This is a genomic window from Paenibacillus sp. FSL E2-0151 (genome assembly GCF_037993015.1).
Taxonomy (GTDB): Bacteria; Bacillota; Bacilli; order Paenibacillales; family Paenibacillaceae; genus Paenibacillus; species Paenibacillus amylolyticus.
Genome location: NZ_CP150308.1, coordinates 2,131,138 through 2,156,149, shown reverse-complemented (window position 1 = coordinate 2,156,149; position 25,012 = coordinate 2,131,138). Strand labels below are relative to the sequence as shown.

The 25,012-nt window shown below is 45.7% G+C and carries 22 protein-coding genes; 6 read left to right on the top strand and 16 right to left on the bottom strand.

The window, feature by feature from the left end:
* Window positions 1-133: 133 nt before the first annotated feature.
* Together MHI55_RS10045 and MHI55_RS10040 are read right to left on the bottom strand one after the other, a co-directional pair.
* Window positions 134-892 (bottom strand): hypothetical protein, encoded by a 759-nt coding sequence (locus MHI55_RS10045; RefSeq protein ID WP_340389881.1) that lies wholly within the window; start codon window positions 890-892, stop codon window positions 134-136.
* Complete coding sequence (locus MHI55_RS10040) at window positions 889-3,609, bottom strand: hypothetical protein (protein WP_340389879.1); 2,721 nt, start codon at window positions 3,607-3,609, stop codon at window positions 889-891. Before MHI55_RS10040 ends, MHI55_RS10045 begins: the two co-directional genes overlap by 4 nt.
* A gap of 270 nt (window positions 3,610-3,879) precedes the next feature.
* On the opposite strand from MHI55_RS10040, the gene MHI55_RS10035 reads away from it, so the two are divergent.
* On the top strand, window positions 3,880-4,452 hold the full coding sequence (locus MHI55_RS10035) for a hypothetical protein (RefSeq protein WP_076252384.1): 573 nt from the start codon (window positions 3,880-3,882) through the stop codon (window positions 4,450-4,452).
* Between the two features lie 124 nt (window positions 4,453-4,576).
* On the opposite strand, the gene MHI55_RS10030 is transcribed toward MHI55_RS10035, so the two are convergent.
* On the bottom strand, window positions 4,577-4,963 hold the full coding sequence (locus MHI55_RS10030; RefSeq protein ID WP_017689551.1) for a DUF423 domain-containing protein: 387 nt from the start codon (window positions 4,961-4,963) through the stop codon (window positions 4,577-4,579).
* 287 nt (window positions 4,964-5,250) lie between these two features.
* On the opposite strand from MHI55_RS10030, the gene MHI55_RS10025 reads away from it, so the two are divergent.
* Together MHI55_RS10025 and MHI55_RS10020 are read left to right on the top strand one after the other, a co-directional pair.
* Window positions 5,251-5,721, top strand: a complete 471-nt coding sequence (locus tag MHI55_RS10025; RefSeq protein ID WP_340389877.1) for a hypothetical protein — start codon at window positions 5,251-5,253, stop codon at window positions 5,719-5,721.
* A gap of 105 nt (window positions 5,722-5,826) precedes the next feature.
* Window positions 5,827-6,675 carry a DegV family protein gene (locus MHI55_RS10020; RefSeq protein WP_340389875.1) on the top strand — a complete coding sequence of 283 codons (849 nt, stop codon included), beginning with the start codon at window positions 5,827-5,829 and terminating at the stop codon, window positions 6,673-6,675.
* Between the two features lie 194 nt (window positions 6,676-6,869).
* Here the strand turns inward: MHI55_RS10020 and pdaA are convergent, their stop codons facing one another.
* Window positions 6,870-7,649 (bottom strand): delta-lactam-biosynthetic de-N-acetylase, encoded by a 780-nt coding sequence (gene pdaA / locus MHI55_RS10015; protein ID WP_339188579.1) that lies wholly within the window; start codon window positions 7,647-7,649, stop codon window positions 6,870-6,872.
* Window positions 7,650-7,746: 97 nt separating this feature from the next.
* On the bottom strand, window positions 7,747-8,157 hold the full coding sequence (locus MHI55_RS10010; protein WP_127544363.1) for a hypothetical protein: 411 nt from the start codon (window positions 8,155-8,157) through the stop codon (window positions 7,747-7,749).
* A gap of 207 nt (window positions 8,158-8,364) precedes the next feature.
* Between MHI55_RS10010 and cysC the strand changes: the two genes are divergently transcribed.
* Window positions 8,365-9,003, top strand: coding sequence for an adenylyl-sulfate kinase (cysC, locus tag MHI55_RS10005; protein ID WP_340389873.1), 639 nt, complete (start codon window positions 8,365-8,367; stop codon window positions 9,001-9,003).
* A gap of 147 nt (window positions 9,004-9,150) precedes the next feature.
* Here cysC and MHI55_RS10000 read toward each other — a convergent pair whose 3' ends face one another.
* From MHI55_RS10000 to MHI55_RS09955, 10 genes are all read right to left on the bottom strand, one after another.
* The gene (locus tag MHI55_RS10000; RefSeq protein WP_340390586.1) at window positions 9,151-10,968 is read right to left on the bottom strand and encodes an ABC transporter ATP-binding protein; all 1,818 of its coding nucleotides are present in this window, start codon (window positions 10,966-10,968) and stop codon (window positions 9,151-9,153) included.
* Window positions 10,968-12,101, bottom strand: coding sequence for a nucleotidyltransferase family protein (locus MHI55_RS09995; protein WP_339191365.1), 1,134 nt, complete (start codon window positions 12,099-12,101; stop codon window positions 10,968-10,970). Before MHI55_RS09995 ends, MHI55_RS10000 begins: the two co-directional genes overlap by 1 nt.
* 52 nt (window positions 12,102-12,153) lie before the next feature.
* Window positions 12,154-12,594 carry a lasso peptide biosynthesis B2 protein gene (locus tag MHI55_RS09990; protein ID WP_235193775.1) on the bottom strand — a complete coding sequence of 147 codons (441 nt, stop codon included), beginning with the start codon at window positions 12,592-12,594 and terminating at the stop codon, window positions 12,154-12,156.
* Window positions 12,595-12,640: 46 nt separating this feature from the next.
* Window positions 12,641-12,940, bottom strand: coding sequence for a lasso peptide biosynthesis PqqD family chaperone (locus tag MHI55_RS09985; RefSeq protein ID WP_036669864.1), 300 nt, complete (start codon window positions 12,938-12,940; stop codon window positions 12,641-12,643).
* Window positions 12,937-13,884, bottom strand: coding sequence for an aldolase (locus tag MHI55_RS09980; RefSeq protein WP_339188586.1), 948 nt, complete (start codon window positions 13,882-13,884; stop codon window positions 12,937-12,939). The genes MHI55_RS09985 and MHI55_RS09980 overlap by 4 nt, the downstream gene beginning before the upstream one ends.
* Window positions 13,885-14,023: 139 nt before the next feature.
* Window positions 14,024-14,161 carry a paeninodin family lasso peptide gene (locus MHI55_RS09975; protein WP_174806426.1) on the bottom strand — a complete coding sequence of 46 codons (138 nt, stop codon included), beginning with the start codon at window positions 14,159-14,161 and terminating at the stop codon, window positions 14,024-14,026.
* A 53-nt stretch (window positions 14,162-14,214) separates the two neighbouring features.
* Entirely contained in the window at window positions 14,215-14,349 is a 135-nt protein-coding gene (locus MHI55_RS09970; RefSeq protein ID WP_200868501.1) for a paeninodin family lasso peptide, read from the bottom strand.
* Window positions 14,350-14,414: 65 nt separating this feature from the next.
* Complete coding sequence (locus MHI55_RS09965) at window positions 14,415-16,346, bottom strand: asparagine synthase-related protein (RefSeq protein WP_339188588.1); 1,932 nt, start codon at window positions 16,344-16,346, stop codon at window positions 14,415-14,417.
* A complete protein-coding gene (locus MHI55_RS09960) occupies window positions 16,343-17,611 on the bottom strand; it encodes a sulfotransferase (protein WP_339188591.1) in 1,269 nt (422 codons plus the stop codon). Before MHI55_RS09960 ends, MHI55_RS09965 begins: the two co-directional genes overlap by 4 nt.
* 424 nt (window positions 17,612-18,035) lie before the next feature.
* The gene (locus MHI55_RS09955) at window positions 18,036-19,370 is read right to left on the bottom strand and encodes an MFS transporter (protein ID WP_340389871.1); all 1,335 of its coding nucleotides are present in this window, start codon (window positions 19,368-19,370) and stop codon (window positions 18,036-18,038) included.
* 309 nt (window positions 19,371-19,679) lie between these two features.
* Here MHI55_RS09955 and yhbH point away from each other — a divergent pair, with 309 nt between their 5' ends.
* Both yhbH and MHI55_RS09945 read left to right on the top strand, forming a co-directional pair.
* Window positions 19,680-20,849: a sporulation protein YhbH gene (gene yhbH, locus MHI55_RS09950; RefSeq protein ID WP_036609998.1), complete on the top strand. Its 1,170-nt coding sequence runs from the start codon at window positions 19,680-19,682 to the stop codon at window positions 20,847-20,849.
* Window positions 20,846-22,282, top strand: coding sequence for a SpoVR family protein (locus MHI55_RS09945; protein WP_076252399.1), 1,437 nt, complete (start codon window positions 20,846-20,848; stop codon window positions 22,280-22,282). The genes yhbH and MHI55_RS09945 overlap by 4 nt, the downstream gene beginning before the upstream one ends.
* Window positions 22,283-22,422: 140 nt before the next feature.
* On the opposite strand, the gene MHI55_RS09940 is transcribed toward MHI55_RS09945, so the two are convergent.
* A complete protein-coding gene (locus tag MHI55_RS09940) occupies window positions 22,423-24,903 on the bottom strand; it encodes an EAL domain-containing protein (RefSeq protein ID WP_340389869.1) in 2,481 nt (826 codons plus the stop codon).
* Between the last annotated feature and the right edge of the window lie 109 nt (window positions 24,904-25,012).

The following is a 25,012-nucleotide window of genomic DNA, read 5'->3' as shown; positions in this document are numbered from 1 at the left end:
CTAAGCGTTATGTAGCATATTTTTTATAAGACTGTTTCCAAGTTGATACCTCCCCCATAACTAGGAAACCTGTCTCTGGCTTATCATTAAAGAAATTCTTGAACAACCATGCAGAGCATTGCTGTGTCTAGCTTTAGAGAAGTTTTCTAATGGGATTAATGCCGGTTTTTTTGCATTCCTTGCAGTATTTCATTCGGTTCGATTTTGCCAGCATCCGTTTTCCGCATACGGTACAATTTTTAATATTTTCTCCTTTCCAGCGAGAGTACTCCAACACAAAGTCATCGAAGCGAACTAACTGGAAGGCAACCTCACCATGCTCCACAGCGAACAAAACCTGTACATTAGTTGAATCGACGCGTTTACTTTCTTTGAGATACCCTAATTGGATAAGTTTGTGAACCAATAACCCCTGATCTTTTTTGCTTACCGCCATTTGACTATCGCCGTAGATTTCTTTCCATTCATTATTAATCCAATACGTATCATTTTCATTGATTCGATTATTAATCTTGCTGTAGACCAGTAAAACAAAGGCCAATTTCTCGAGTCGTTTACTTTTAAGTTGTTTGATCTTTTGTAGTTCTTCGTGCGTTACAGGTACATGATCAATCTCGATTAGCGTGCTCTTGCTTGCCTCCTCCCTTACCTTGATATACTTCTGAGACTGCTTAATGATACGATTGAGAAATGTATCCCACTGGACAGCATTGTACTCTGGATAGTATTTGGTCATAAACTGATTTAACAACGCATATGCATCTTCGGCGTTCTTCCCCTGTTCAAGCCCGTATTTAGCTAGACAAATCAACGTTTTGGTTGGCTTCTTATCCATTTTCCCATGTGCAATTGCTTGCTCGGCATGATGACGTTCATTCAGAATGATTTTCAAGGGCGTTGCTCCTTCACATGCATTTGTGTCATTTTAAAGGTTCTTCCTGCGTATTGAATATCGCCCTCCGGATCTCTCACTGGATAATGGATGATATGATCATTGCTGAGCAATAGATTGCGAATAATCTGATCCCCCGAAACATCCCATACAAATTGCTTTGATTTCTCGGCATTTCGATAACACATGTCCACAATCATATTGCACAGATCTTCTTTGTTATTACAGATTTCCAAAGCCTGCTCCTTAAAGCGTGAAACAAACAACTGCCATCGGGCTGATCTTTCTTCCTTTTTCACCTTGCTCTTGCGCAAGTTAGTCATATAGCTACGTAGCTCTTCGTTATGCATCTGATACAATCGTTGAATCTCTTTGTAACGAGCCTGGGAGTATTTCTTGGCACTCATCAATATCGTATGATCAAACGGACGCTCGGTCTGTTTTAACTTTAACTTGTTGAACTCGTCTTCCACTTGATGGCATAACCGGTTCATCACAGAAGGTGCCGTGGATACAGGCATTCTCTGTTCATACTGTGCAAGGAACTGTTCCTGATTCGGAGATAGCTCCTTCTTCGAAACTAATTCATCAACAGTCATGCCAAATAGCTGCAAGCACTTCTGACTCGTTTTTTCTACATAGTTGGTATATTCTTTTTTCTGTTCCGGGTCATTGTATATGAAAAAATAAGGTTTCTTGTGTGCTACCATTTTCAAGGCCGGCTCGTCCGTTACCGCAGCGCGAATATCATACCAGTGCTTCGGCATTTTTTTACATTCAATACCTTTAGCCTGGTCGATAGCATTTTGTTGATAATGCTGACCACATTGAATTCGGTACATCATTTCCTGATATTCTGCACTATGCTCCTCATAATTGGCTAATACATCGAACATCGATGTGATTTTGTTCGTTGTAAAACCGATTAGATCACCGAAACTGTCTTTGTTGGCCTGAATCAGATCCCTCTCATCCGGAATTTTTTTGGCTGAGGTTTTCTGTACACATACAATCGCATCAAGCTCCTGAATTGCCCCAAGAATCGTTGTGTTATCTGTAGTTAAAACCTGATCACTGTCCATATCTGCACCATTTAAGGAATGTGTCGTCGTATCCCACGAATTTAAGATCGTGACCGTGTTCATATAGCGATACCAATGCTGCATCTCATCCGTGTTTTGGAAACGAAGCACCTTGATATTGTTATGACAAGTCATTGGAGCTCTGAAACAAGCCACGCGGTCTACATGCTGCTCATTCCAATATCTGGAGTAGAACTCACCCGAGCTCAACAATCCTGTTAAAGGTAAGCCAAATATGCTCTGGCACAATGTATAGGGATCGCCAGAAATAATGCTGAAATTGCCCTTAACTCTTAAAACTCCGATCTTGGCTTCATTCATTCGCTTGCGTATTAATGTATAGATTTTGCTCCGTACAAAAGGATCATCTATAAGTCGTGGGTCTACCATCAGCCCTTTAATATAATCATCTGGACTATTTCTATAATCGTTCTCATGGATGTGAATTCCTTTGAGAAATAACAGTGCCTTGCGATAGTCTTCACCTAGCACATTTTTAATCGAGTCTACCGTAGGCCGAATAAGTTCACCAATCTCATTATCATCCAATTGGAGCGACTGAATAAACTGGTAGTTTAAATGACGCTCGTCCTCGAGCTCTTCAGGTGTAACCTTCGTTACGCTAAACGTGTAGCCATAATAACCGCAACATAACAGGTAATCGTCGATACTGTTGTATGAGCTCCATAGTTTGAGCATAGACGTTGTGATGATCAGGTCTATCTCTCGAATATCCACAGGATTACCCCAGGCATCGTCCACCATATAATTACCTGCAACTCGATCAGCAAATTCGTGATAATCAAATGTAAAGACCATACCTTTACAGAAGCTATTGCGAATACAAAATCCACTCGGGATATATTTATGTCCCAGCTCGATTGCCCATCGTTCACTAAGTGCAGGAGAGATAAGACCGAACCCATCACTCATGTTCATCTGAATAGGCTCATTTTTCCTACTCTCTATGCGAGGGTATTCTGTCTCGGTATCATCAATCTGAATTATGTCTGCGCCAAATTCAGTTATACAATCATGAACAACCAATACCCGCTCGGGATGTGACACAGGCGTGCTTGTACTGCAAGCCAAGGCCTTATACGCCTCCAGTTTGGCAGGAACCAGCTCTTTATTGGGATCTCTGCCGTTGTTCAATCTTTTCTCTAACAGCGGATGAATATCCTCACTCACATAGATGACCGTCGAACTTTTGGCTCCACCTGTCGTAGCCAATAACCGCTTGTATTTCTTGCCGTTGATGGAGAAAGCTTTCGATGAATTCAGCCGATCATAGTCTTTATTATTTTCAATGACTACCAGCAGGTAATCATCGGCAAACTTCAGATTTTTCAGTTCTTCATGCAATTTCTTCATTGTTCTTTTATGTTCAGCATTGGTTTTCAAGGTTTTTAACTGCTGCATTTCCAACTTGATTCTAGCCAGATCTGCCTCTCTATCCTTGTAGCCTCGAATACGATCTATAAAACGAAACACCTGATGGTTTCCAATAGATGCCACTTCTCCATTTACTGTCGCTTCTTGATAAGTAAGATGCAGATCATAATCCGCTTTTCTAATTCTGGAAGATGTAATTTTATAAACGTATCTCAATCGATCCTGATATGCATTGCCCATTCCCGATTCCCCCTGTTGCTTCCTGTCCTGATTAAATAAATTATAGAGTAGACCCGCACGACTGGCGCAGGCAAACAGGACGATCAGGGGATGAAAAAAGAAGAATATTTGTTCTATTCTGGAGAGAATTTAAGGGGCACTCCGGGACTAGATTCATCTCGAATCGGCATATTTCTGCGTCTCTAGCACTATGATAATTTCCTTTTTAATGATATAGTGAATTTGAAGCGTTTTTTTGAGCTGACATAATTTTTAACGGGGCTGGGATGAATGAAAGAAACCTTATCCAATCAAGAGGACATCGGCTTTTTATTTAATGTCGATATACTTATTAAGAGCCGCTCAAATGCATTGGCACTGCAGTCCCTGTTGGAGTTCATAAACAATGAAGAACAAATTGCGGACTTTCGGATTCAATCCGGCATAGAGCTAGGCAAAATTATTGAAGCGACACTCCAGTCCAAGAAGGACTCTTTCGTCACACTTCACAACGAACGCAAAAAAGCCAACGCAGCACAGAAGGCGTCCACTGCAGCTCAGACACCTGCCTCACCTGCTCCAGTCAAAACACAGAATCTACAAGAACAACCGGTTAGCGAGATAAAGCCTGCCACCCAAACATCCAATGTATCCGATGGAAACTCGTTTGATGCGTGGATTGACACACTCATTAAAGAGAATAAACTCACCCGTATTGTTGTCAATAACAAGAACGGTAAACATCAGAGCATTCCTTGCCGTATTCTGAATTTTGATCGTGATACCAGTATTGTGAGCATCTACCATGTCGATGAAAAACAGGTGTATACGTTCCGAACCAATGAAATCGATGAGTTCCTGTAACTAACTTCATCGGATTAAAACAAAAAGCAACTTGCGTTAGAATGACGGTACATTCTAACGCAAGTTGCTTTTTTAGTTCTATGGTTCATGTAGAATTGAACCCTCCGAGATTTGTTTGGACCCATCAGGAGCGATCCTTACCTCGCTGCCATACATCTAATGCCAATAACAACCATCCGGCAATGAAGGCTACCCCACCAATCGGTGTGATGGCACCCAGAATCTTGATGCCAGAAATACTAAGCACATACAAGCTTCCTGAGAACACGATAATTCCGATAAACAACAGACGCGCTGCCCACTTCAGCTTTGTCGATGCTCCAAGTTGACCAGCCGTCAAGCCAATAATGAGCAAGGCCAATGCATGAATCATGTGATATTGCACACCTGTCTCATATGTAGCTATGGCCGCCGGCCCAATCGTATCCTTGAGCATGTGAGCACCAAACGCACCAATCGCTACCGATAGCATGGTCATTACAGCTCCAAGCATCATCCATCTTCGTTGCATGTAAGTTCTCTCCCTTAATTCAACTACACTTCACTCCTATTATTGTAGCGAATCCACTCCTCCTTTACCAGTCGGGACAGAGCTTCAAAGATCATATGTATGTTTATACTTACCAAACCTATCCCTACCCTATATATCGTAGAAAACTGGCGTAAATCCTTGATTTTTATCGATAATTATGGAAAAGTAAACAGGTATGTAATCGTTGTATTTTAAAAGGAGAATCATTACTCATCGATTAGGTTAATAACACTCAGTACGATGATTAAGGGAGGCAAGTCAACATTATGGATAATCGTGATTCCTATAATTCAGGTTATAACAATACGGATCAGAATCCTGGCCATGCAGATCCATACAATAACAATGGGTATGAAGCATACCCGCCAGATCATGAGAGGCAACCAATGGCACCACTGAAACATTCCGGACCTGGGATCGCCAGCTTTGTCATTGGGTTGGTTGCAATCTTGGGTTATATTCTGATATTCTTTATTGCCACCATGGCTGTAAACGAGTCCATCGGAGTTCTCACCCCGTTGCAGACAGAAGAGATCGCCTTGCATCCAGCAGTGGCTCTGGCTTCATTAGCCATCCTGGTCTGCCTGATTCTCAATCTGGCCGGAGGCATCGTCGGAATTATTGGTCTTGTCCTCAAGAATCGAAAGAAAGTTTTTGCCATTATCGGAACCCTATTAAATGGGATCATGATTCTGTTATTCGTTGGACTTATCTTGGTAGGCATGACGCTGATGTAACGCTTTGCATCAGCGTCATGTTTCCTTATAATTAAAATGAATGGGTTTTCACATAAGTATAATCTATATTTTTTGCCAAAATTATTGTTTTCAAAGGAGATTGACATGTCACGAATCAAAATTTTTGCGGACAGCACAAGTGATCTGGCTCCCGAATGGATCCAGCAGCACGATATCGGTATCATCCCCTTATATGTCGTGTTCGGTGAAGAATCACTGAAAGACGGTGCTGAGATTAAGCCTGAACAGCTATATGAACGTGTCAGCCGAGATGGGCGTCTTCCCAAAACAGCTGCACCTTCCCCCGCTGATTTCATAACGGCATTTCAACCTTACATAGATCAAGGGGATGAGATTTTATATATCAGCTTATCTTCTGAACTTTCCTCTACCTATCAAAATGCACGACTAGCGAGTTCCGAGTTCCCGGAAGGTCGAATATCGGTCATTGACTCACAGAATCTCTCATCAGGAATTGCACTGATGGTGATGAAAGCTGTTCATGCTACTGATAAAGGACAAAACCTGACTCAGATTACACACCTGATTGAGGCGATGAAATCAAATGTACGCACGGAGTTTGTTATCGATACACTAGAGTATCTGCATAAAGGCGGACGCTGTTCGGGCATGCAGAACCTGATTGGAAGCCTGTTGAAGATTCGTCCTGTCATCCGGGTAACAGATGGCAAGATGGCACCTGCCTATAAAGTGCGCGGCAAACGGGAGAAAGCTCTGGAACAAATGTTGAATAATACGCTCAGCCAGAAGGATCAGATCGATCCAGACCTGCTGATTGTTGTGCACACCATGGCTGAAGAGGATGCGCTTGACTTGCAGAAGTCTTTGCAGGAACAGACGGGTGCCCGAGTTGAACTAACCACTGCTGGTTGTGTAGTATGCAGTCATTGCGGCCCGAAAACGATTGGAATCATCTATAATACTGTTTTATAGTATTACACGTTACATCGTATCGTATTATCCAATCCTTTCTTCTAAATCTGTATGTGGTACATCCAATACTTGGACTGGCATACCGTTATAACTAAAAAGGGCATTCCGAGCTTAATCGCTCAGGATGCCCTTTAATATTTTTGCTAAACTTTTGAATGACCTACACTTGGTCCATTGCTCATTATGATAATGGATCAATAACTTTTGGTCCGCAGATCATCCAGACTTTTGAATACGTATCCTTGCTTGCGGGCCTCATCAATAATGGAACCAAGAGCCTCCGTGTTATCTTTGGATACCGAATGAAGCAAAATGACAGCGCCCGGATGGAGTTGTTTCAACACCTGTTGATGAGCATATTGTGCGCCACGCTGCACATTGGTATCCCAATCTTTATAAGCAACAGACCAGAACACATTCACATACCCTTGGGCATGACTCTCTGCAAGCGTACGATTGTTAAAAATTCCACGCGGTGGCCGTAAAAAGGTCGCTTGTTGACCGGTCAGCCGATTGACCTCCGTCTTGACCTTCTCAAGTTCCTCTCTAAGCTTTTCATTGGAGATGCGGGTCATATCCGGATGACTCCATGAATGATTACCGACAATATGACCTTCAGCCGCCATACGTTTGACCAACTCAGGCTGATCTTTCAGATAATGACCTGTCACAAAGAAAGCAGCTGGCACCTTCTTGGTACGCAAAACATCCAGTATGGCAGGTGTGAATCCATTCTCATACCCGTTATCAAACGTGAGATACAATTCCTTCTGTTTTGTATCCCCCAGGAAAATGGCATCGTTATGTTGTAAGATTGATTTGAAGCCTTCCTGATCAATGGAGGGCAGTTGACCGTTTTGACTTTTTTTGAAGCCAAAGTGATACGCTCCGGTAACCGGTGATGCTTCAGTCTGTGCCGGTACCATACTGATGGATAACAGTCCCAACAGTATATATAGAACCATTCGCTTCATTCTATCCGCTCCTGTTCCTGAAAAATTCGGTTAGTCGTTTGCACACACGAACACCTTCAGGTAATATGCCACAGGAACGGCTAATGTATGTAAATCATTAACGATCGAAACGTTTATTTTCAGGTTGTGGCGGAGATTGATGGAACAATTCAAGTAAGGTCTGAGGTTTGCCACTGGAAGCAAGCCATTCCCTCACGGTCTGTATGGCACGGGTCTGTCCATCTCCCCGATCACGCCATGTAAGCAACTCGATAACTTTGATAATCAAGGCCGACATATTGTGATTATCCAGTTCAGACCGCTCTGCCCTCAGCTTGTGATACAAAGCCTCCTGCTCCCAATCCAGTAGAATCTCATCACCGATGGTTGGCTTCAAAAGTGTATATGCTCTGTCACAACCTTTACAACGAACCGTGCTGACCTGTTCATCTATAAATTCAGCGCGGATATCCTGCTGGCAATCATGGCATTTGAACCCAACTTGTATGTTTTGTATGTTTTTGTTCATGACATTGTTCCTCCTGCTATGTGAGCATTTTGCATCATTCGATTCAAAATACTCCTTGGATATATGCATAATGCTTATGTATGTACTACATCTATACCCGATATTTTGTCGATTCACGCTTATTTTGAAGAAATCTGTAAGGTGCTATAATCTTGTAAATATGTTAAAATATTATACATATCATGGTAGGGAAAAGGCGGGATACTCATGTCGAAGGAAGAGCGCAACATAACCTGGCAATCACCCAGCATCAACAGGCAAGACCGGGAGAAGCATAATGGGCACCATAGTCGTGCCATATGGTTTACCGGGTTATCAGGTGCAGGAAAGTCATCCCTTGCATTTGCCCTGGAGCAGTATCTCTCCGATCAAGGCGTACGCTGTTATGTTCTGGACGGGGATAATGTACGTCATGGACTGAACCGTGATCTCGGTTTTACAGCAGGGGATCGTCAAGAAAATCTGCGGCGAATTGGTGAAGTATCAAAGTTAATGGTAGACGCCGGGTTGTTTGTACTTTCGGCTTTTATCTCTCCTCATGAACAGGATCGGGAGATGGTTAGACAGTTATTTGAACCAGATGATTTCATTGAAATCTATGTGCGCTGTTCAATTCAAGAATGTGAGCGTCGTGATCCCAAGGGTCTATACAAAAAAGCACGCAATGGTGACATCCCGCATTTCACAGGCATTTCCGCCCCCTATGATGTACCCAAATCTCCTTCATTTATCATCGATACAGAGCAATGGTCGATTGAGGAAGCCGTGCAAGAGATCGTACAGCATTTGGAGCAGATCGGTGCTCTTCAACTGCCGCTTCCTACGAAAACAGCCCTCGTTCATTAATTCTTGCTCATTATACTAACTACTTACATGAAAGGCGCACCAATCGTGGCGCGCCTCTTTACGTGAACCCATTGCTGGTTATACCATAGATAAATGAATAAAGAGAAAAAGATACATACTCTATCATCACGTTTGATGTCCACTCACTTACTGCCCCACAACACCCGCTTGCATGTTCAAAAGTTTGCTGAACGTCCCTACCGGATCAGTAGATAACTGCTGGTACCCGCCCTCTTGAATCACCCGACCTTCATCAAGTACAATTACACGATCTGCCGTCCGAATCGTGGACAATCGGTGTGCAATCACGATAATGGTCACATATCCTTTTAACCGTTCCAGCGCCTCATGAATGTACTGTTCATTCTCACTGTCCAGCGCACTCGTTGCTTCATCCAGTACCAATACAGAAGGATTACGCAGCATAGCCCGGGCAAGCACCAATCGCTGACGTTCACCCCCGGATAGACGAATACCCCGATCACCAATAATCGTATCCAGACCCTGAGGCAACTTCCGTACAAATGCTGCAGAGGAGGAAAATTGCAAAGCCTGCCACATCTGTTCTTCACTTGCATTTGGATCAACCAGACGCAGATTCTCACGAATACTTGTGTGAAACAGGAATGGATCTTGGGAGACATATCCGATTGAACTTCGCCAGCTCAATAATCGTTCTTCTGACAGAGGAACACCGTCAATCAAAATACGACCAGTTTCAGGCCTCACAAGGCCCATAATCAGATCTATCAGCGTGCTCTTGCCTGCTCCGGATTTCCCCACAATTGCGGTCATACCCCTTGCTGGAATCGAAGCTTGCACATTTCTCAATGAGTAAGCATCACTTCCCTCATAGCGATAGCAGACATCCTCACAGGTGATAGATTCCTTCAGTTCCATAGGTTGAATCCCATCAGTTCCAACGTCTCCTGCCGAAGCAATCTCTTCACTAATCTCACGACTCTTCGCCGTCTGCGCTTGTAATTCTCTGACTACCCGAAATGCAGGCAGCATGGAGCTGATGTACTCCAGATTGGACTGAATTGCCGTAAACCTTGGCCATAAGCGGGAAAAGATTAGGATGATGAGCAGCAGACTTGCGGGTGGCACCGTCATTACACGGAGAGAAAGATAGATGAATGCCGCAATAATGATTGCCGCGGACATCCGGTGAATCAGCTGTGTTCCACTGTTCAATTGGCTAAATTGAATGACATTGCGTTCTATCTGTCTGCACATGCGCTCAAACCAGTTCATGTGGGAGCGCTCAAGCATGTTGCTCTTAATATCCTTAATGCCGTTAAAATGCTCGGTAATGCCGTTATAATAACTTTGCGAGAATTCAGAGGTCTGATCCCCGATCTGCTTGGCGCGCTTGACGAATTTTCTCAAGACAAAAAATAATAACAATCCACAGACCAGCACAAGTGCCGTCAGCTTGGCGGATAACCAGAAAGCAAGACCGATCTGAATGCCCGTAAAGATCAGCGAGGCTGCCATTTGCAGCATAATGCTCGTTCCCTGGCTCACACGTGCAAGTTCAGTCGTTAATATATGGTTAAAATCGGATTTTCGTTTTTGGAGAAAAAATGACCATTGCGCCATAATAATAGCACCATAGGTTTCCATGCGCAGCGTTCGTACAAATTGCTGCTGGATTCGAGTATTACGGATCGTCTGGAGACGCTGCATCCAGGCCTGTCCGGAGACAATTAACACAAAGGTGAACAATACGAGTAACAATTGGCTATTTTCAGAAAAACGATTCAACACGTCGCCAAGCCAGGGAATGTTTAAGCCTGTGGAGCCCATCTCAAATATGCCAATCAGACTCAGCATCGGAACAAGCATGTAGATGCCAATCCCTTCCATGAGACTGATACAGATCATCCCTAGCAGATTCCAATATAAGATGGGCCCCGTGACATGATGCAACTTTCGCATGAAATACCTTAATTCCGAGATCATACTTTACCCCTTTCCGTCACCGTATACCTTTTAATTCGCCGCCAGAACCAGAGAAACGGACGTAACGGAAAGTACAGAAAAAACAAAGAACGCGGAAGCGGCAGTTGATCCACATCCCATGTACTTGGATATAAACGTTCAATAAAGAAAAACCATTTCTGTTTTGTACTTCGAAGTTTAAACAAATACGATTGATAAGACTTCATATCAGCCGGACTTTCCAGCATGTCGTTCATGAACTTTGCGCCTTCGTTGGCTAATCGCTTGCCTGTACGGTCACTCAAGGACATCAAGGACCTGTACTCTACATCCAGCGGCGTATTCAGCAGCTCCGAGGCTAAGTGAAGAGCCTGCGAACCGATCGATAAACGACCCTCCGCTTTCAGACGTCTCTCTAATTTCTTCACATCAAGTGGCATGCTGCGGATCATCTGGTCGATATCCAGTAACCAGCGCAGTCTGAACCAGCCGTGTCGTGCACCATGGGTTACGAGATAAGCCCATAGGTCTTCTTGTTCAAGCATACGGACAGGTGTCTGTGTGTATGAACTGAACCGGCTTCGTTTCCACAGCAATTCAAAATCGGTTTCTTTGCCCGAATCCGGGTTCAGACGCCAATGGATCTCCACTTGAGTCCTTTTGACCGGATGGGTGTAACAGATATGATGTTCCCGCCATTTCCAGCTGCGCACCGTAGGTGCCCGCTCCCCTTCCTTGGATACGTATCCGAGGGTAGCCAGAATGCCTTCAGCTGCTTCCACATCATCAAACGGAATCAGGATATCCAGGTCTTTGGAGGTTCGCATCGATACATCGCCATAGAGATCATGGGCGAGCGCCGGTCCCTTTAGTGTAATATTGCGGATACCGCGTTCACGAAAAGCTCCACACACCTGCTCCATCTCAGCTGTTAGATGTAACATGCGGAACGTATTGACCGTATATTGTTGTCTCAGACTCTCCATAACATCTGCAGGAATGATTGCAGAGTTGAATTCTTTCATTTTCACATAAAGCACAGAGTATAAGCGGTGATGATAGACAAGCCGCAGAAAAAGCTGCCAATCGGTACCTTGCAAACCCGCCTTGAGTTCTTCAGGGGATAGAGCCGTCAGATCACCTCTAATCATGCTCAAAATCAGCTTAAGCTCCTTTGGAAACCCTGATGAATAGAGTTCACTTTCATGTATCATAGACAATCTCCCCAGATCCCTTCTCCGGACACCGTTTGCCAAACACACCGACAACCGTATATTGGTCCATAGTATCAGCTCCGGTCACGATCAATTTACCACTTCGCAGCCAGGCATGAGCCATCATATGTCCTTGCTTATTCCGTGCAGTCCCCATATATAACGTACTCTCTATCTTGCGTCGCTCAAGCATCTTCATCCCGGCAATCGCCATTACAAGGCAGCGGCTTTCCCATAACGTATATTTGCTGGCGAGCGAAATTGCTTTGGAAATATTCCGTATAGTGATGACCTCGCTGCGTTCGAGTCCTGTCATCGGTGTTTCTACCATAGGCGTACCCAGCCCTGGCGCGATTTTGGCAAATGGCATAGCCTTCTGTATGCGTGCCCAGCCAAGGAGGATATAGGCCTCCCATACCAGTCGACGCATCGACCGCGGGAGCGAGAGATAAGCCTTTATTTTTCGCAACATCATTCTACACTCCGCGAGTAACGTCGATTAAACCTTCACGGGACAGATGTTCCATGAATTGCACCACCTGCTCACGACATACATCTGGCTCAATCTCATACTCCGCAGCAAGTACCTCAACAACTTCACCCAGCGTGCGTTCTTCTGCGATCAGGTCCCAGATTCGTCCACCGGTACTCCCGAGATTATAGTATTTTCCAGAGCTAATGCTCATCATGACTTTCTCACTACCCATATCACTGACCAGATTGCCTTCCTTCCGGGTTACCCGGTCTTCCACATTCATCGGCGTAGTCGCTGTCATTGTCCTGTATGCACTCCTTTGCGTATATGATCTGTGATCCGATCCACCATCTCAAATGCTGTAAACTCAGCACCCGTTCTGACTAATCTGCCAATCTCCACACTTGCTGAAAGTCTTGAAGCCGTCTCGAACAACCACTGTGCCAGCCCCTGTCTTGCAACGAGTCCACCACGGAACGTATGCGAGCATAACAGATGCAGTCGTTCTAGCCCCGTCACTTCCACCAGTTGAACAGCTGTATGGTTTGCCTCTGGTTGTGGAGCAAGTTCGAATATTCCACCTAGTGGTACGGCCATCTCATGAAAATAGTGCTGAACAGGTATCGCATACTTTGTAATCTCTGCGTGAACCGTTGCATAATCCTCTTCCTTCATGCCGAAGCCGTCCAGACTGGGCTGCCATAACTTCTGTTGCGGGTAACCAGGTGATACGATAGCTCTTCCTCCGGCATCCCAGGTCAGTGCAACAACATCATCGGTGAGAAGTGGATATCCGCGTGATGCCAGTGCGGCCGACAGTGTCGATTTGCCTGCTCCCGAATGTCCGACAAATGCGTAAGCCCAGCCATCAATAACCACTGCACTGCCATGCAATGGAAGGATGCCACGCTGCATCATAATGACCGCCATACAGGTGCCCAGGATGAATAATCTGACCTTCTTCTCATCCGCTCCTGGCTGAGGGGATACAACAATGCGCTTTCCTTGTTCCATTAGAAACAGACCTGTATCTTCGATTTTGAAAAATAGACTGCCCTCTCGTGCCACAAAGTTGTCGTTGCCTACATCCCAACCCTCCCACAATAGGGTCAGATCTGAAGACTCGATGTGCACATCCACGACATCAAAATCAGTCTCTGCATCCTTGGGTGCGATCTGTAGTTCAGGCATTCGAATTTGACTCGACCAGCGCAGACCATACGCCACATAATGCACAGGCAACAATGAACGACGCCTCCTTCGTAATAAAATGTAAAAAAAAGCCCTTATATTCATGTTGCTCAATATAAGGGCGGAGGCGAAAAGCTGGATTTGTTGCATTTCCGCCCTTTAAGTATGATGACACTTCATAAAACTAAACAACTTAGGAAGTTGGATCGTACAGATCCGCATCGTGAACCGTGATCCAGTCAATTTGTCTGTAGCCAGTACCGGCCATTGTTTGATTGACTTCCAACACTTCAAGAGCTGGTGCTTGCCATTCCTTTTTTTCCATTTGCATCGTATTCACCTCCTTTTCGCACTTCTAAGTATGATGGCATATGGTAAAGCTTTCTAACTTGTTCCGTAGAGATCCGCATCGTGAACCGTAACCCAGTCGATATGTTTGTAACCTGTGCCCGCCATTGTTTGGTTGACTTCCAATATTTCCAGTGCTGGTGCTTGCCATTCCTTTTTTTCCATTTGCATCGTATTCACCTCCTATCATGAGTCAATTGTAAGAAAAATCCGGGCCCACAGTTCACCGGGCTATATCAGAATTTCCGAATGAACCGATAGACAATCAGACTATGCATCATCAATCGCAGATCAGGATGTGAAGCAAGCTCTGGTCTCGGACTTGGAAAGTTGGCCAGGGCAGACTTGATACGCTCCGTGTTTAATATGCCAGCGACCTTGCTGTCAGAACACAAAGCACGTAACTCGGCGGTAAAGGCATCCCAATTTGGAATGATGCGATGTAACCAATCTGCAGGCTGCACACCCCGTACCCGTTGATTCAGTCTGACCTTGTCAGGCAACTCCGGTGAAGTAGCCCGGCGAATCAATGAACGATCCGTCCCTTGTTTCACATATTGTTCAATCGGAACGGACAGACAGAACCGGATGACTCTGGCATCACTTGTCGGATCACGTTCCCAAGCGCGGTAACGCAGAGAACATTTCGTAGCTACAGCACCGTTTTTGTTGGCGATGGCCAGGTTATTAAATTTCTCGGCACGTACTTTGAGTGCATCAGCCTGGGCACCGCCCTGCAGAACAATAATGGATTTGAGTCTTTCCAGTACACCCGTTCTCTGCGCAAAGTCAGGATGGATCAATTGTACGGATGCGGCCTGGCTGGCTCCTTTGGACTGAGCCTTGAACCAATCCGGATATGCCTTTTTCCCGGTAATCTTGGCTATACGTGAGAAAGGCATGCCCGTTCGTTCACTATACTGCTGCATCTCACGGAACCAGCGGTACCAGCGGCCACTTTTCAGTAGACTGGCGTAATAATCCAGAGCCGGTCCCCAGGAGATGGTGAAATTACCACGTGCCCCTGTGAGCAGGATGCCTGCATCTTGCTGGCTCGCTTTTTCATAGAATCCGCGAATCCAGAATGAATTTTCAAAGTATTTATAAGGCATCTCCATAATGTCGAGCCAGGTATCTACTTCACTAAGTGGACTTCTGCCTTCAAAATCGAGGTAGTTCTCTGTGATATTGCCGACATGATTAATCGTGGAACGTATGAAGGGCCGTTCGTCTGCGAGCAACGTTTTCGACGTATAATCTGTGAAATCGGGTACGGGAACATAACTATAGGCCTGCAGCCGTTTGCCCTGACTTCTCAGTGTTCCGGAAGCAAAACCAACCACGGCTCCCGAGTCCAGTCCGCCACTTAATGCAGCAGCCACCTGTCTGTGCGTTCGCAATCGTGATCCAACCGCCTGCCCAAAGACCTCCCTAAACGCTTCTACATACTCGCCATCGGATTTAAGCCTTAGAGGTTCCACTTCATTCCAGCGATGATATTGCTTCAGCTCCAGTCTCCCATCCCGGAAGACAAGTGTATGTGCAGAAGGCAGCTGGCTTATTCCCCGATATACAGTTGAATTGATATCTGCTGAATCATGCATGTCAGGAATGGCAAGGAATTCGGACAGCCAGGTCTCATCAAGTTCTTTATGTACCCCTTCAAGCCCGAGCAACGGATTCATAAGTGTGCAGAAAGCAAAACGTGAACCATCATGTCGGTAATAAAAAGCTCTCATGCCTGTAATATCTCTTGCTGCATACAGTTTGCGATTCCGCTCATCCCATATCGCGAATACAAAATCCCCCAGCAATCGGACGGCTACATTGTCTCCCCAGCGCTGATAGGCACGCAAGATCAATTCACTATCCGCTAACATAGCCAGTTCAGCTCTGGATATCTGTAATTGATCTGCCAGTTGTTCCCGGTTATCCAGAATCGCATCTGCCGTGATGGTCAGACCACTTTCCTCATCATATAAAGGCAACTTCTCGCTAACCGATTCCGGTGTAATCCATTGGGCATGACAGCTGAGGAACGCCTCATTGCCTTTCCACACTCCTGTTGTATCCGCAGGGACATGCCCCAGGCTTGCGTACAGACGCCAGCTGTCTTCCCATAGCGCCTGCTGACCATCGTTGTGAACAATTCCTGCTATGGCGCTCATGACTTGCCTCCCCGTAGAATCTTGCGCTGTGAAGCCCATGCGCTGATCTGATGACCAAATGGTACCCATGATTTGATACGCTGTATTTTGCTTTGAGCAGAAGCCAGCTGGACCTTCAAGCGTTCTCGCTCACTGTAACCCCGTTCCAGACGATGATCTGCTGCCCGTAATGCGGCTTGCAGCTGTCTGATCGTTACCAGTGCAGCTAGCGTCGGGTCTGTCTTTTCCGGTTCTTCGACAACTTGGTCATTAAGATTCCCAAGCGGATCATGAACGACAGAATCTGCTGGCTGCATTCGGTATTGCGGTTGCCACTGGCAACCGGTCGCTGCTGTCAACTGATGCGTGATTCGATCAATGACCTCCTGATCCGGACTTGCATCATAATGTACACCCGTCCATTGTTCGGCTTCTGCGAGCTGTTCACTGTATCCCATCTGGTGGAACAGATCTGCCCCCATCACACGGCAATACAGTTCAACTTCATGTGGTTCTAATATGTTTTTCCAGTTGTTAACAGAACCCTGATGTGCCTCTTGATGCGAAGAGAGGAAAGGATCACCCACGCCCATACTGTAGAACATGTCAGACTTGGCACTGTCCAGAAACTGTCCATACTGCTCCATTCCCTGTTCATATCGAATTCCCAGAAACGCACATAGTTTCTCAAGTTCTTCTTGAGGATTGGAAACCAATCGTTCATATTGCAATTCATACGCATTGGAGTGGGGTTTGGCAAAATAATCATTCAAGCGGAGCATCCCAAGTGTGAGATCTACGGATTTCATATTTAATTTGGGGCTCTGCAGACTATGAATCAGGTCGAATCCTTCTCCTGTGTGGCGGTTTACCTTTTTGAATGATGCAGCTACGGCCAGAGGATTACGCTGGAGATGAATGCGCTTGGACTGAGGGAACAGACGATCCAGCCATTCCAACATGTAATAATAACGCGGAGATTTATCAACGACGAAGTCTGCTCCGCTCCCCTCCAGGAATCCATTGTAGATTTCAAGAGCAAAACTTCTGCACGCCTTCTCGAAGACATCCTCAGATACCATGGCATTGTAGAACTGGCGCATGATGGAGCTGCCACCGTAAGCACGTGAATCAGCCTTGGGTAAATCGACAAGATTCATCAGAAACCACATTTCCTGGGTGGCAAATATACGACTATGATTTTGCAACATTACGGTGGATAAGGAACTACCACTACGGGGAACACATAGTAAGAAAACAAGTCCGTTACCTTGGGCATCGATCAATGGCAGCCTCTCCTCTGTTCATTAGTATAAATGTGTAGCTGGGATAGACCAGACTCTACCTTTGTGTTTGGCAAAACGAGTAATATGCACGCTATAGGTCAGCATTTTGCAATATTCCGTCGGAAGTTCACCCGGGAATGAAGCAAAACACATGGTTACATTCGACAACTCTCGGATACAATATGTATTTATAGTTTTACTCTATGATACAAAATGTATCATGTCAATCTTTTATTTTCACCTTTTCATAAATTGATACTCTTTCACTGTATTCTGCTGTCTGTCATTTAAGCACTTATTCATGGATCAATTATGTTCTGATTGCACAAACGCGAATAAGCTCCAGACATGTTCTGTGAGGAACAATGCCTGAAGCCATACGTAATCCGTTGAGAAACTTAATATGAAAACGGGTGAACAACCATCAGGTAAATCTTACATCTGAACTTTTCCCAGAAGCTCCAACGCTCCCATTTCGCTCTTCTTCCTGATCTGCCCGTGTAACATCCTGCAACCCCTTCTGTACCTTCACGGTTAACAATACAGCAATGCCCGCGACGAAAAAGAAGATGAGCGACAGAATACCCCAACGTGTGGAACCCGTGATCTGCCCAACATAACCAAACACAAATGGACCAAAGATCGAAGAGAATTTGCCTGTAATATTCACAAAACCAAAATACTCTCCTGTTCTGCCTGCTGGCATCAGATTGCTAAACAGGGAACGCGCTGTGGATTGACTCACACCCTGCACGACACCAACCAACCCGGCGAGTACGTAGAAGTGGATCGCTTGTGTCATAAAATAACCGAGAATCACAATACATATGTAGACCGATAAGCTAACGATTAATACCTGCTTTGCTCCCCAACGCTGTGCCCATGCTCCCAGTAACAATGTACACGGGAACCCGATGAACTGGGTTAACAGTAGCGCGAGCATCAGGTCGGCTGTGCCTATGCCTATACTTGTCCCATAGATCGTAGCCATTAGAATGATGGTATTAATGCCGTCATTAAAAAACCAGAAAGCCACCAACATGCGGATTAACTGGGGAAAACGCCGCATCTGACGAAAGGTTTGCCGCAGTCTGCGTACGCCCACCGCAGCATACCCTGTCCACGTTCCGGGCAGATCCGGTGATACAGGCCGTCTCGGAGCATGGCGAAAGATCGGTATCGAGAACAGCAACCACCACAACGAGACGGAGATGAAAGCAAGTCTTGTGCCTGCCAGTGTACTGCTCATCCCGAACCAGCCCGGTTGCTGAATCATCAGCAGGTTCACAGCAAGCAGCAAACCTCCTCCAATATAACCATAAGCATAACCTTTGGAGGATATCATGTCTCTTCGTTCCACGGGTACCAGATCCGGCAGCATTGCATCGTAAAAGGTGTTACCACCCGCAAAACCGATTGTAGATATGACCAGCAACGCGGAAGCAAGGAACCAGTCCCCTTCACCGATTGCACTGAATCCCAATGTAGCAAGGACACCTATAATTGCAAATACACGCAGGAAGTCGCCCTTCCGTCCTGACAAATCAGCTAGCGTGCCTAACAACGGTGTTAGCAGAGCTACGCACAACATGCCAATGGAGTGTGTATAGGCCAGGTAGGAGGCGGCGGTATCCGTATCCAGCGTTGCTGCAGCCACCGAAGCATAGAATACAGGCAGTACTGCGGCCAGCACAGTTGTCGCGTAAGCCGAGTTGGCCCAATCATACATAATCCAAGCCTTGATCGCCTTTTTATTCACATAAATCCTTCCTTTACATGCATCTCTAAATTAGTGCGAGTTCAACAAGTCTAAGTGGACTTTTTAAACAACCTCTATTAGATGCCAGATCGATGTCTTTCTCCTATTGTAAAGGAAGGATATCACACTTGTTCACTGTTTCTGTAAAAAATGGTGCAGTTCTGTTCTTACGACTCACCTCACCTCCGAGGTGAACTTGCGTAATTGTATCATTTTATATCCACTCTCATCACATATCGTCCTCGCCCGTGAATATACTTAATTACCGACAGGCCAAACTGTGCCGCGTAATCAATGGGGGGTGCCTACATGTCAAATTCACACCAGCCTTACTCGTTCGTCGTGTCGAAGGAAGATTGGTCGCTTCACCGCAAAGGGTACCAGGACCAACAGCGCCATCAGCAAAAGGTGAAAGATGTCATCAAGCAGAATCTGCCTGATCTGATTACGGAAGAAAACATCATCATGTCTGATGGAAAACAAATCATCAAGGTACCAATCCGCAGTCTGGATGAGTACCGTTTTGTGTATAACTACCAGAAGCAAAAACATGTCGGTCAAGGAGACGGTGACAGTCAGGTCGGAGACGTCATCGGTCGGGATCCCTCTGCTTCGCAGAAACCCGGCAAAGGTGAAAAAGCTGGCGATCAGCCTGGTCATGATATCGTGGAAGCCGAAGTTAGTATTGAGGAATTGGAAGATATGCTCTTCGCTGAGCTGGAATTACCCGATCTGAAGCAGAAAGACAAAGACCTGATTGAGACACATACGGTAGTTTTCAACGATATTCGCAAAAAAGGCATGCAGTCCAATATTGACAAGAAACGTACCATTCTGGAGAATCTGCGTCGCAATGCAACGACCGGTACACCAGGCATCCATCACATCAGTCCAGATGACCTGCGCTACAAGACATGGGAAGACAAAATCATTCCACAATCCAATGCCGTTATTATTGCCATGATGGATACATCCGGGTCCATGGGTTCGTTTGAGAAATACTGCGCGCGCAGCTTTTTCTTCTGGATGACCCGTTTTCTACGTCGTCAGTATGAGAAAGTTGAGATTGTTTTCCTCGCCCATCATACGGAAGCCAAGGAAGTAACCGAAGAAGAGTTCTTTACCCGTGGCGAGAGCGGAGGTACCATCTGCTCCTCTGTATATATGAAGGCACTGGATATTATTGACAGCCGGTATCCACCTTCAAGCTACAACATCTACCCTTTCCACTTCTCTGACGGGGATAATCTGACCTCGGATAACGAACGGTGTGTGAAGCTGATCGGCGAGTTAATGAAACGTAGCAACATGTTTGGATATGGCGAAGTGAATCAGTACAACCGCAGCAGCACACTGATGTCGGCTTACCGTCATATCAAGATGGATCAGTTCATGTATTATGTGATCAAAGAAAAAGGCGAAGTGTACAAAGCTTTGCGCAGCTTTTTCCAGAAACGGGAAGGAGGCAGCGTTAGATGACAGATGAGATCCGCGACCTAGAATACGCTATTGCCGAGATTATGGAGATTGCCAATGGTTTTGGCCTGGATTATTACCCCATGCGGTACGAAATCTGCCCATCGGATATTATTTATACATTTGGAGCTTACGGCATGCCGACCAGATTCAGCCACTGGAGCTTTGGCAAAACATTTCATAAGATGAAAATGCAATACGATTTTGGACTCAGCAAAATTTATGAGCTTGTCATCAACTCCAACCCTTGTTATGCCTTCCTGCTGGATGGCAATTCCCTGATTCAGAACAAATTGATCGTAGCCCACGTCCTGGCACACTGCGATTTTTTCAAAAACAATGCCCGCTTCTCCAAATCCAACCGTAATATGGTCGAAAGCATGGCCGCTACGGCAGATCGAATCAGTAATTATGAGATGGAGTACGGAACGGAAGCGGTTGAAGCATTTATCGATGCCGTGATCGCAATTCAGGAACATGTAGACCCACAGCTGATTAAACCCCGCCATTTGGACAAACAACGCTACATGGAGATGAAAATGCGGGAGCAGCGCGGTGAGAAAAAACCACGGCCGGAAGGTCGCTATGATGATCTGTGGTCACTTGATGACGTGCAGACGGAAGAAGCACCCGCTGAGGGTATTCAGGTCCATCATTTTCCGCCTGAACCAGAGAAGGATGTCATGTGGTTTATTCAGGAATTCTCGGAAGTGTTGACCGACTGGCAACGGGATATCATGAGTATGATGCGTGAAGAGATGTTATATTTCTGGCCACAGATGGAAACCAAAATCATGAACGAAGGCTGGGCATCCTACTGGCATCAACGCATTATCCGTGAGCTCGATCTGAACAGTGAGGATACGATCGAATTTGCGAAGCTCAACTCCTCCGTGGTGCAGCCATCCAAACAAAGTCTGAATCCGTATTATTTGGGACTGAAGATTTTCGAGGATATTGAACGGCGCTGGGATAACCCAACCCGTGAAGAACAGGAACGTTGGGGCCGCAAACCCGGGCAAGGTCGTGCCAAAATGTTTGAGGTGCGTGAATTCGATTCCGATACCTCCTTTATCCGCAATTACATGACCAAACAATTAACCGAGGATCTGGACCTCTACGTATTTGAGAAAAAAGGCCCTGACTGGAAAATCACCGACAAGTCCTGGGAGAACATACGGGATCAGCTCGTATTTTCACGTGTCAACGGGGGCTCCCCTTACTTGGTCGTGCAAGATGCAGATTATCTGCGGACAGGGGAACTCGTGCTGAAACATCAATATGAAGGCATTGAGTTGGATCTGAAATATATGGAACGCACCCTGCCTTATCTGTATCGCCTCTGGGGACGTACCGTACATGTGGAGACACGTGTCGAGGATAAACCGATCTGGTTTACGTATGATGGCAAGAAACACCACCGCAAGTTTATGTAAGGTTTTCGATTATCGTTTTTGGAAACGAAAATAATAAATGCCCTTATCATGAGTGAGATTAATGATTAATAAAAGATAAGACATAAAAAAGCGGCAAGTTCCCGACATACACGGGGACTTGCCGCTTGGCATACATAAAATTAGGATGGTGCCGGTGGTGTACCATTACCCTGCAATCGCAGCGGCACAAAAAAATCATGCTCCACTTCACTTGCCGGCAGTGGCCGACTGAAATAATAGCCTTGAATTTCCCGGCAATCATTCTGCATCAGTATATCCAGTTGGCCTTTCGTCTCAATGCCTTCCGCAATGACTTCCATCTTGAGATTCTGTGCCATCGATATAATGGTCGCCACAATGGCTTGATCGCTGTGACTCTCTGTAATGTCCGTCACAAACGAACGATCAATCTTGAGCTTGTGAATCGGGAAATGCTTCAGATAACTGAGTGAACTGTATCCCGTACCAAAATCATCCAGGCTGATCTTGACACCCAGTGCTGTCAGTTCATTCAGGATCGCCGTGGATACGGCTGCATCCATCATCATGCTCTCTGTTATTTCCAGCTCCAGATATCGAGCATCCAGCCCTGTCTCCAAGAGTGCATTCTTGACCTGTTCTACCAAGTTGGATTGGTGGAACTGCTGGCTGGACAGGTTAACCGATACCGGAATGAGTGGTCCCCCACTGGCATGCCAGAGTTTCATCTGCCTGCATGCTTCACGCAGCGTCCAATTGCCAATCTCATAGATCATGCCTGTCTCTTCTGCAAGCGGGATAAACACATTGGGTGCGAGCAGACCTTTGAGTGGATGGTTCCAACGTATAAGAGCCTCAACACCAATCATTCGGCTATCCTCGGTACGAATCTGTGGTTGATAGTACAGGACCATCTCATCGCGTTCCAAAGCTTTACGAAGATAACCCTCCAGCTCAATGCGTTCATATAGTTCCGAATCCAGTTGGGCAGTGTAGAATTGGAAACCATTTTTGCCGTTTTTCTTCACTTCATACATGGCGGAGTCCGCATGTTTCAGCAAAGCATCCACACCCACTCCATGATCCGGATACATCGCAATTCCAATGCTGGCGGTTACGTAAAAGTCATTTTCCTTCAGTCGATAAGGTAACTGAATGGCTTCAACAATCTGTTTTGCAAGTTCTGCCACTCGTACTTCTGTCGCTTGACCCTGGGTCACAACGAGTGTGAACTCGTCCCCGCCCATCCGAGCCAGCATAACATTCTCCATAGCCAAGGGATCAGAAGCTTCTATAGCTTTCATGATCCGGTTGCTCACTTCTCTTAGAAATACATCTCCAATGGAATGTCCCAGCGAGTCATTAATCATCTTGAACCGGTCTATATCCATCACCATAACGGCAAAAGTATTCCCTTTTTCTGCTGAATCGTTAATCGTACAAGCCAGCACATCATCCAACTTGCGCCGATTGGGCAACCCCGTCAACGGATCATGCAAAGCTTGGTGACGAATCTTCTCCTGAGCCTGTTTCTCCTCCGTTACGTCTTTGATCAAAATGTGACTTCCCACATGTCTGCCATCAATGACAACAGGAACTACAACAATACTAAGGTCCAGAATTTCACCCTGTACATCTCTCATTTTGGCCATGTAGTGCGCCTGCTCCAGCCCATGATCATCCCAATCGATGGAATCAAATTCACTTATCCACTCTATATCGATTTGCTGAGCAATCTCATCAATGGAACGATCCATGACCTCTTTTTCAGGATATCCGGTGATTGTTGTTACAGCAGCATTAATCCCTTTGACAATACCTTCCTTGTTCACTGAAATAATAGCATCCGAATGGTTATGATACAGGGCCTGATACCATTGCTCATTCTCATGAATCCGTCGATCTTTCTGTGACATTCGCTGATTGATAAATATGCCAAACAACGTCAAACCCAAAGCAATAAATGTGCCCGATGCGATCAAGTAGGCGAGAATGCCTGGCTCAATCTGCATACCTGAACTTACCATCGAGCCATGTGAATGATGGAAATGTGCGGCTGACATCCCGGTATAATGCATGCCAGAGATTCCAATACCCATAATGAGACCGCTGCCCATCTTGTAAACCCAAGTATGTCTTGATTGATGATAACGGAAGAAAAACATGAGCCACAATGCCGCAAAGGAAGCAAGCGCTGCAATCAGAATGGATAACACCACTCTGCCTGGTTCATACGTAACCGGAATTGACATCGCTGCCATTCCCACATAATGCATCGAGCTGATCCCTGCTGTCATCAGTACTCCAGCAATCATGAGCTTGCTTATCCTGCCCGATTGTCTACCCGCAATGTTCAAGGCCACCCCCGATGCGACAATAGCAAGTAGAACAGATAAAACAACCTTACCGGTGGAATAGGAGACTTGCGTAGGCAGAACAAAAGCCAGCATACCTACGAAATGCATGGACCAGATTCCCAGCCCCATCGATACTGCACCGCAGGTAAGCCATACATTCCTCGCCATCCCGTTAGCCTGACTTACACGGCCTGCAAGGTCAAGGGCAGCGTATGAAGCTAACGATGCAATAATATAGGATAAAATAACAAGTTCTAAGTTGTACGTGCCATGTAGGTGCTCCACTCACTCTGTCCTTTCAACCGGGAAATGCCTTGTATGTATGCAAAAATGTAAAAAAGAAGCGAGTGCGCTGTCTGGATGACAGGCACTCCCTCCGCATCATTTGACTCGT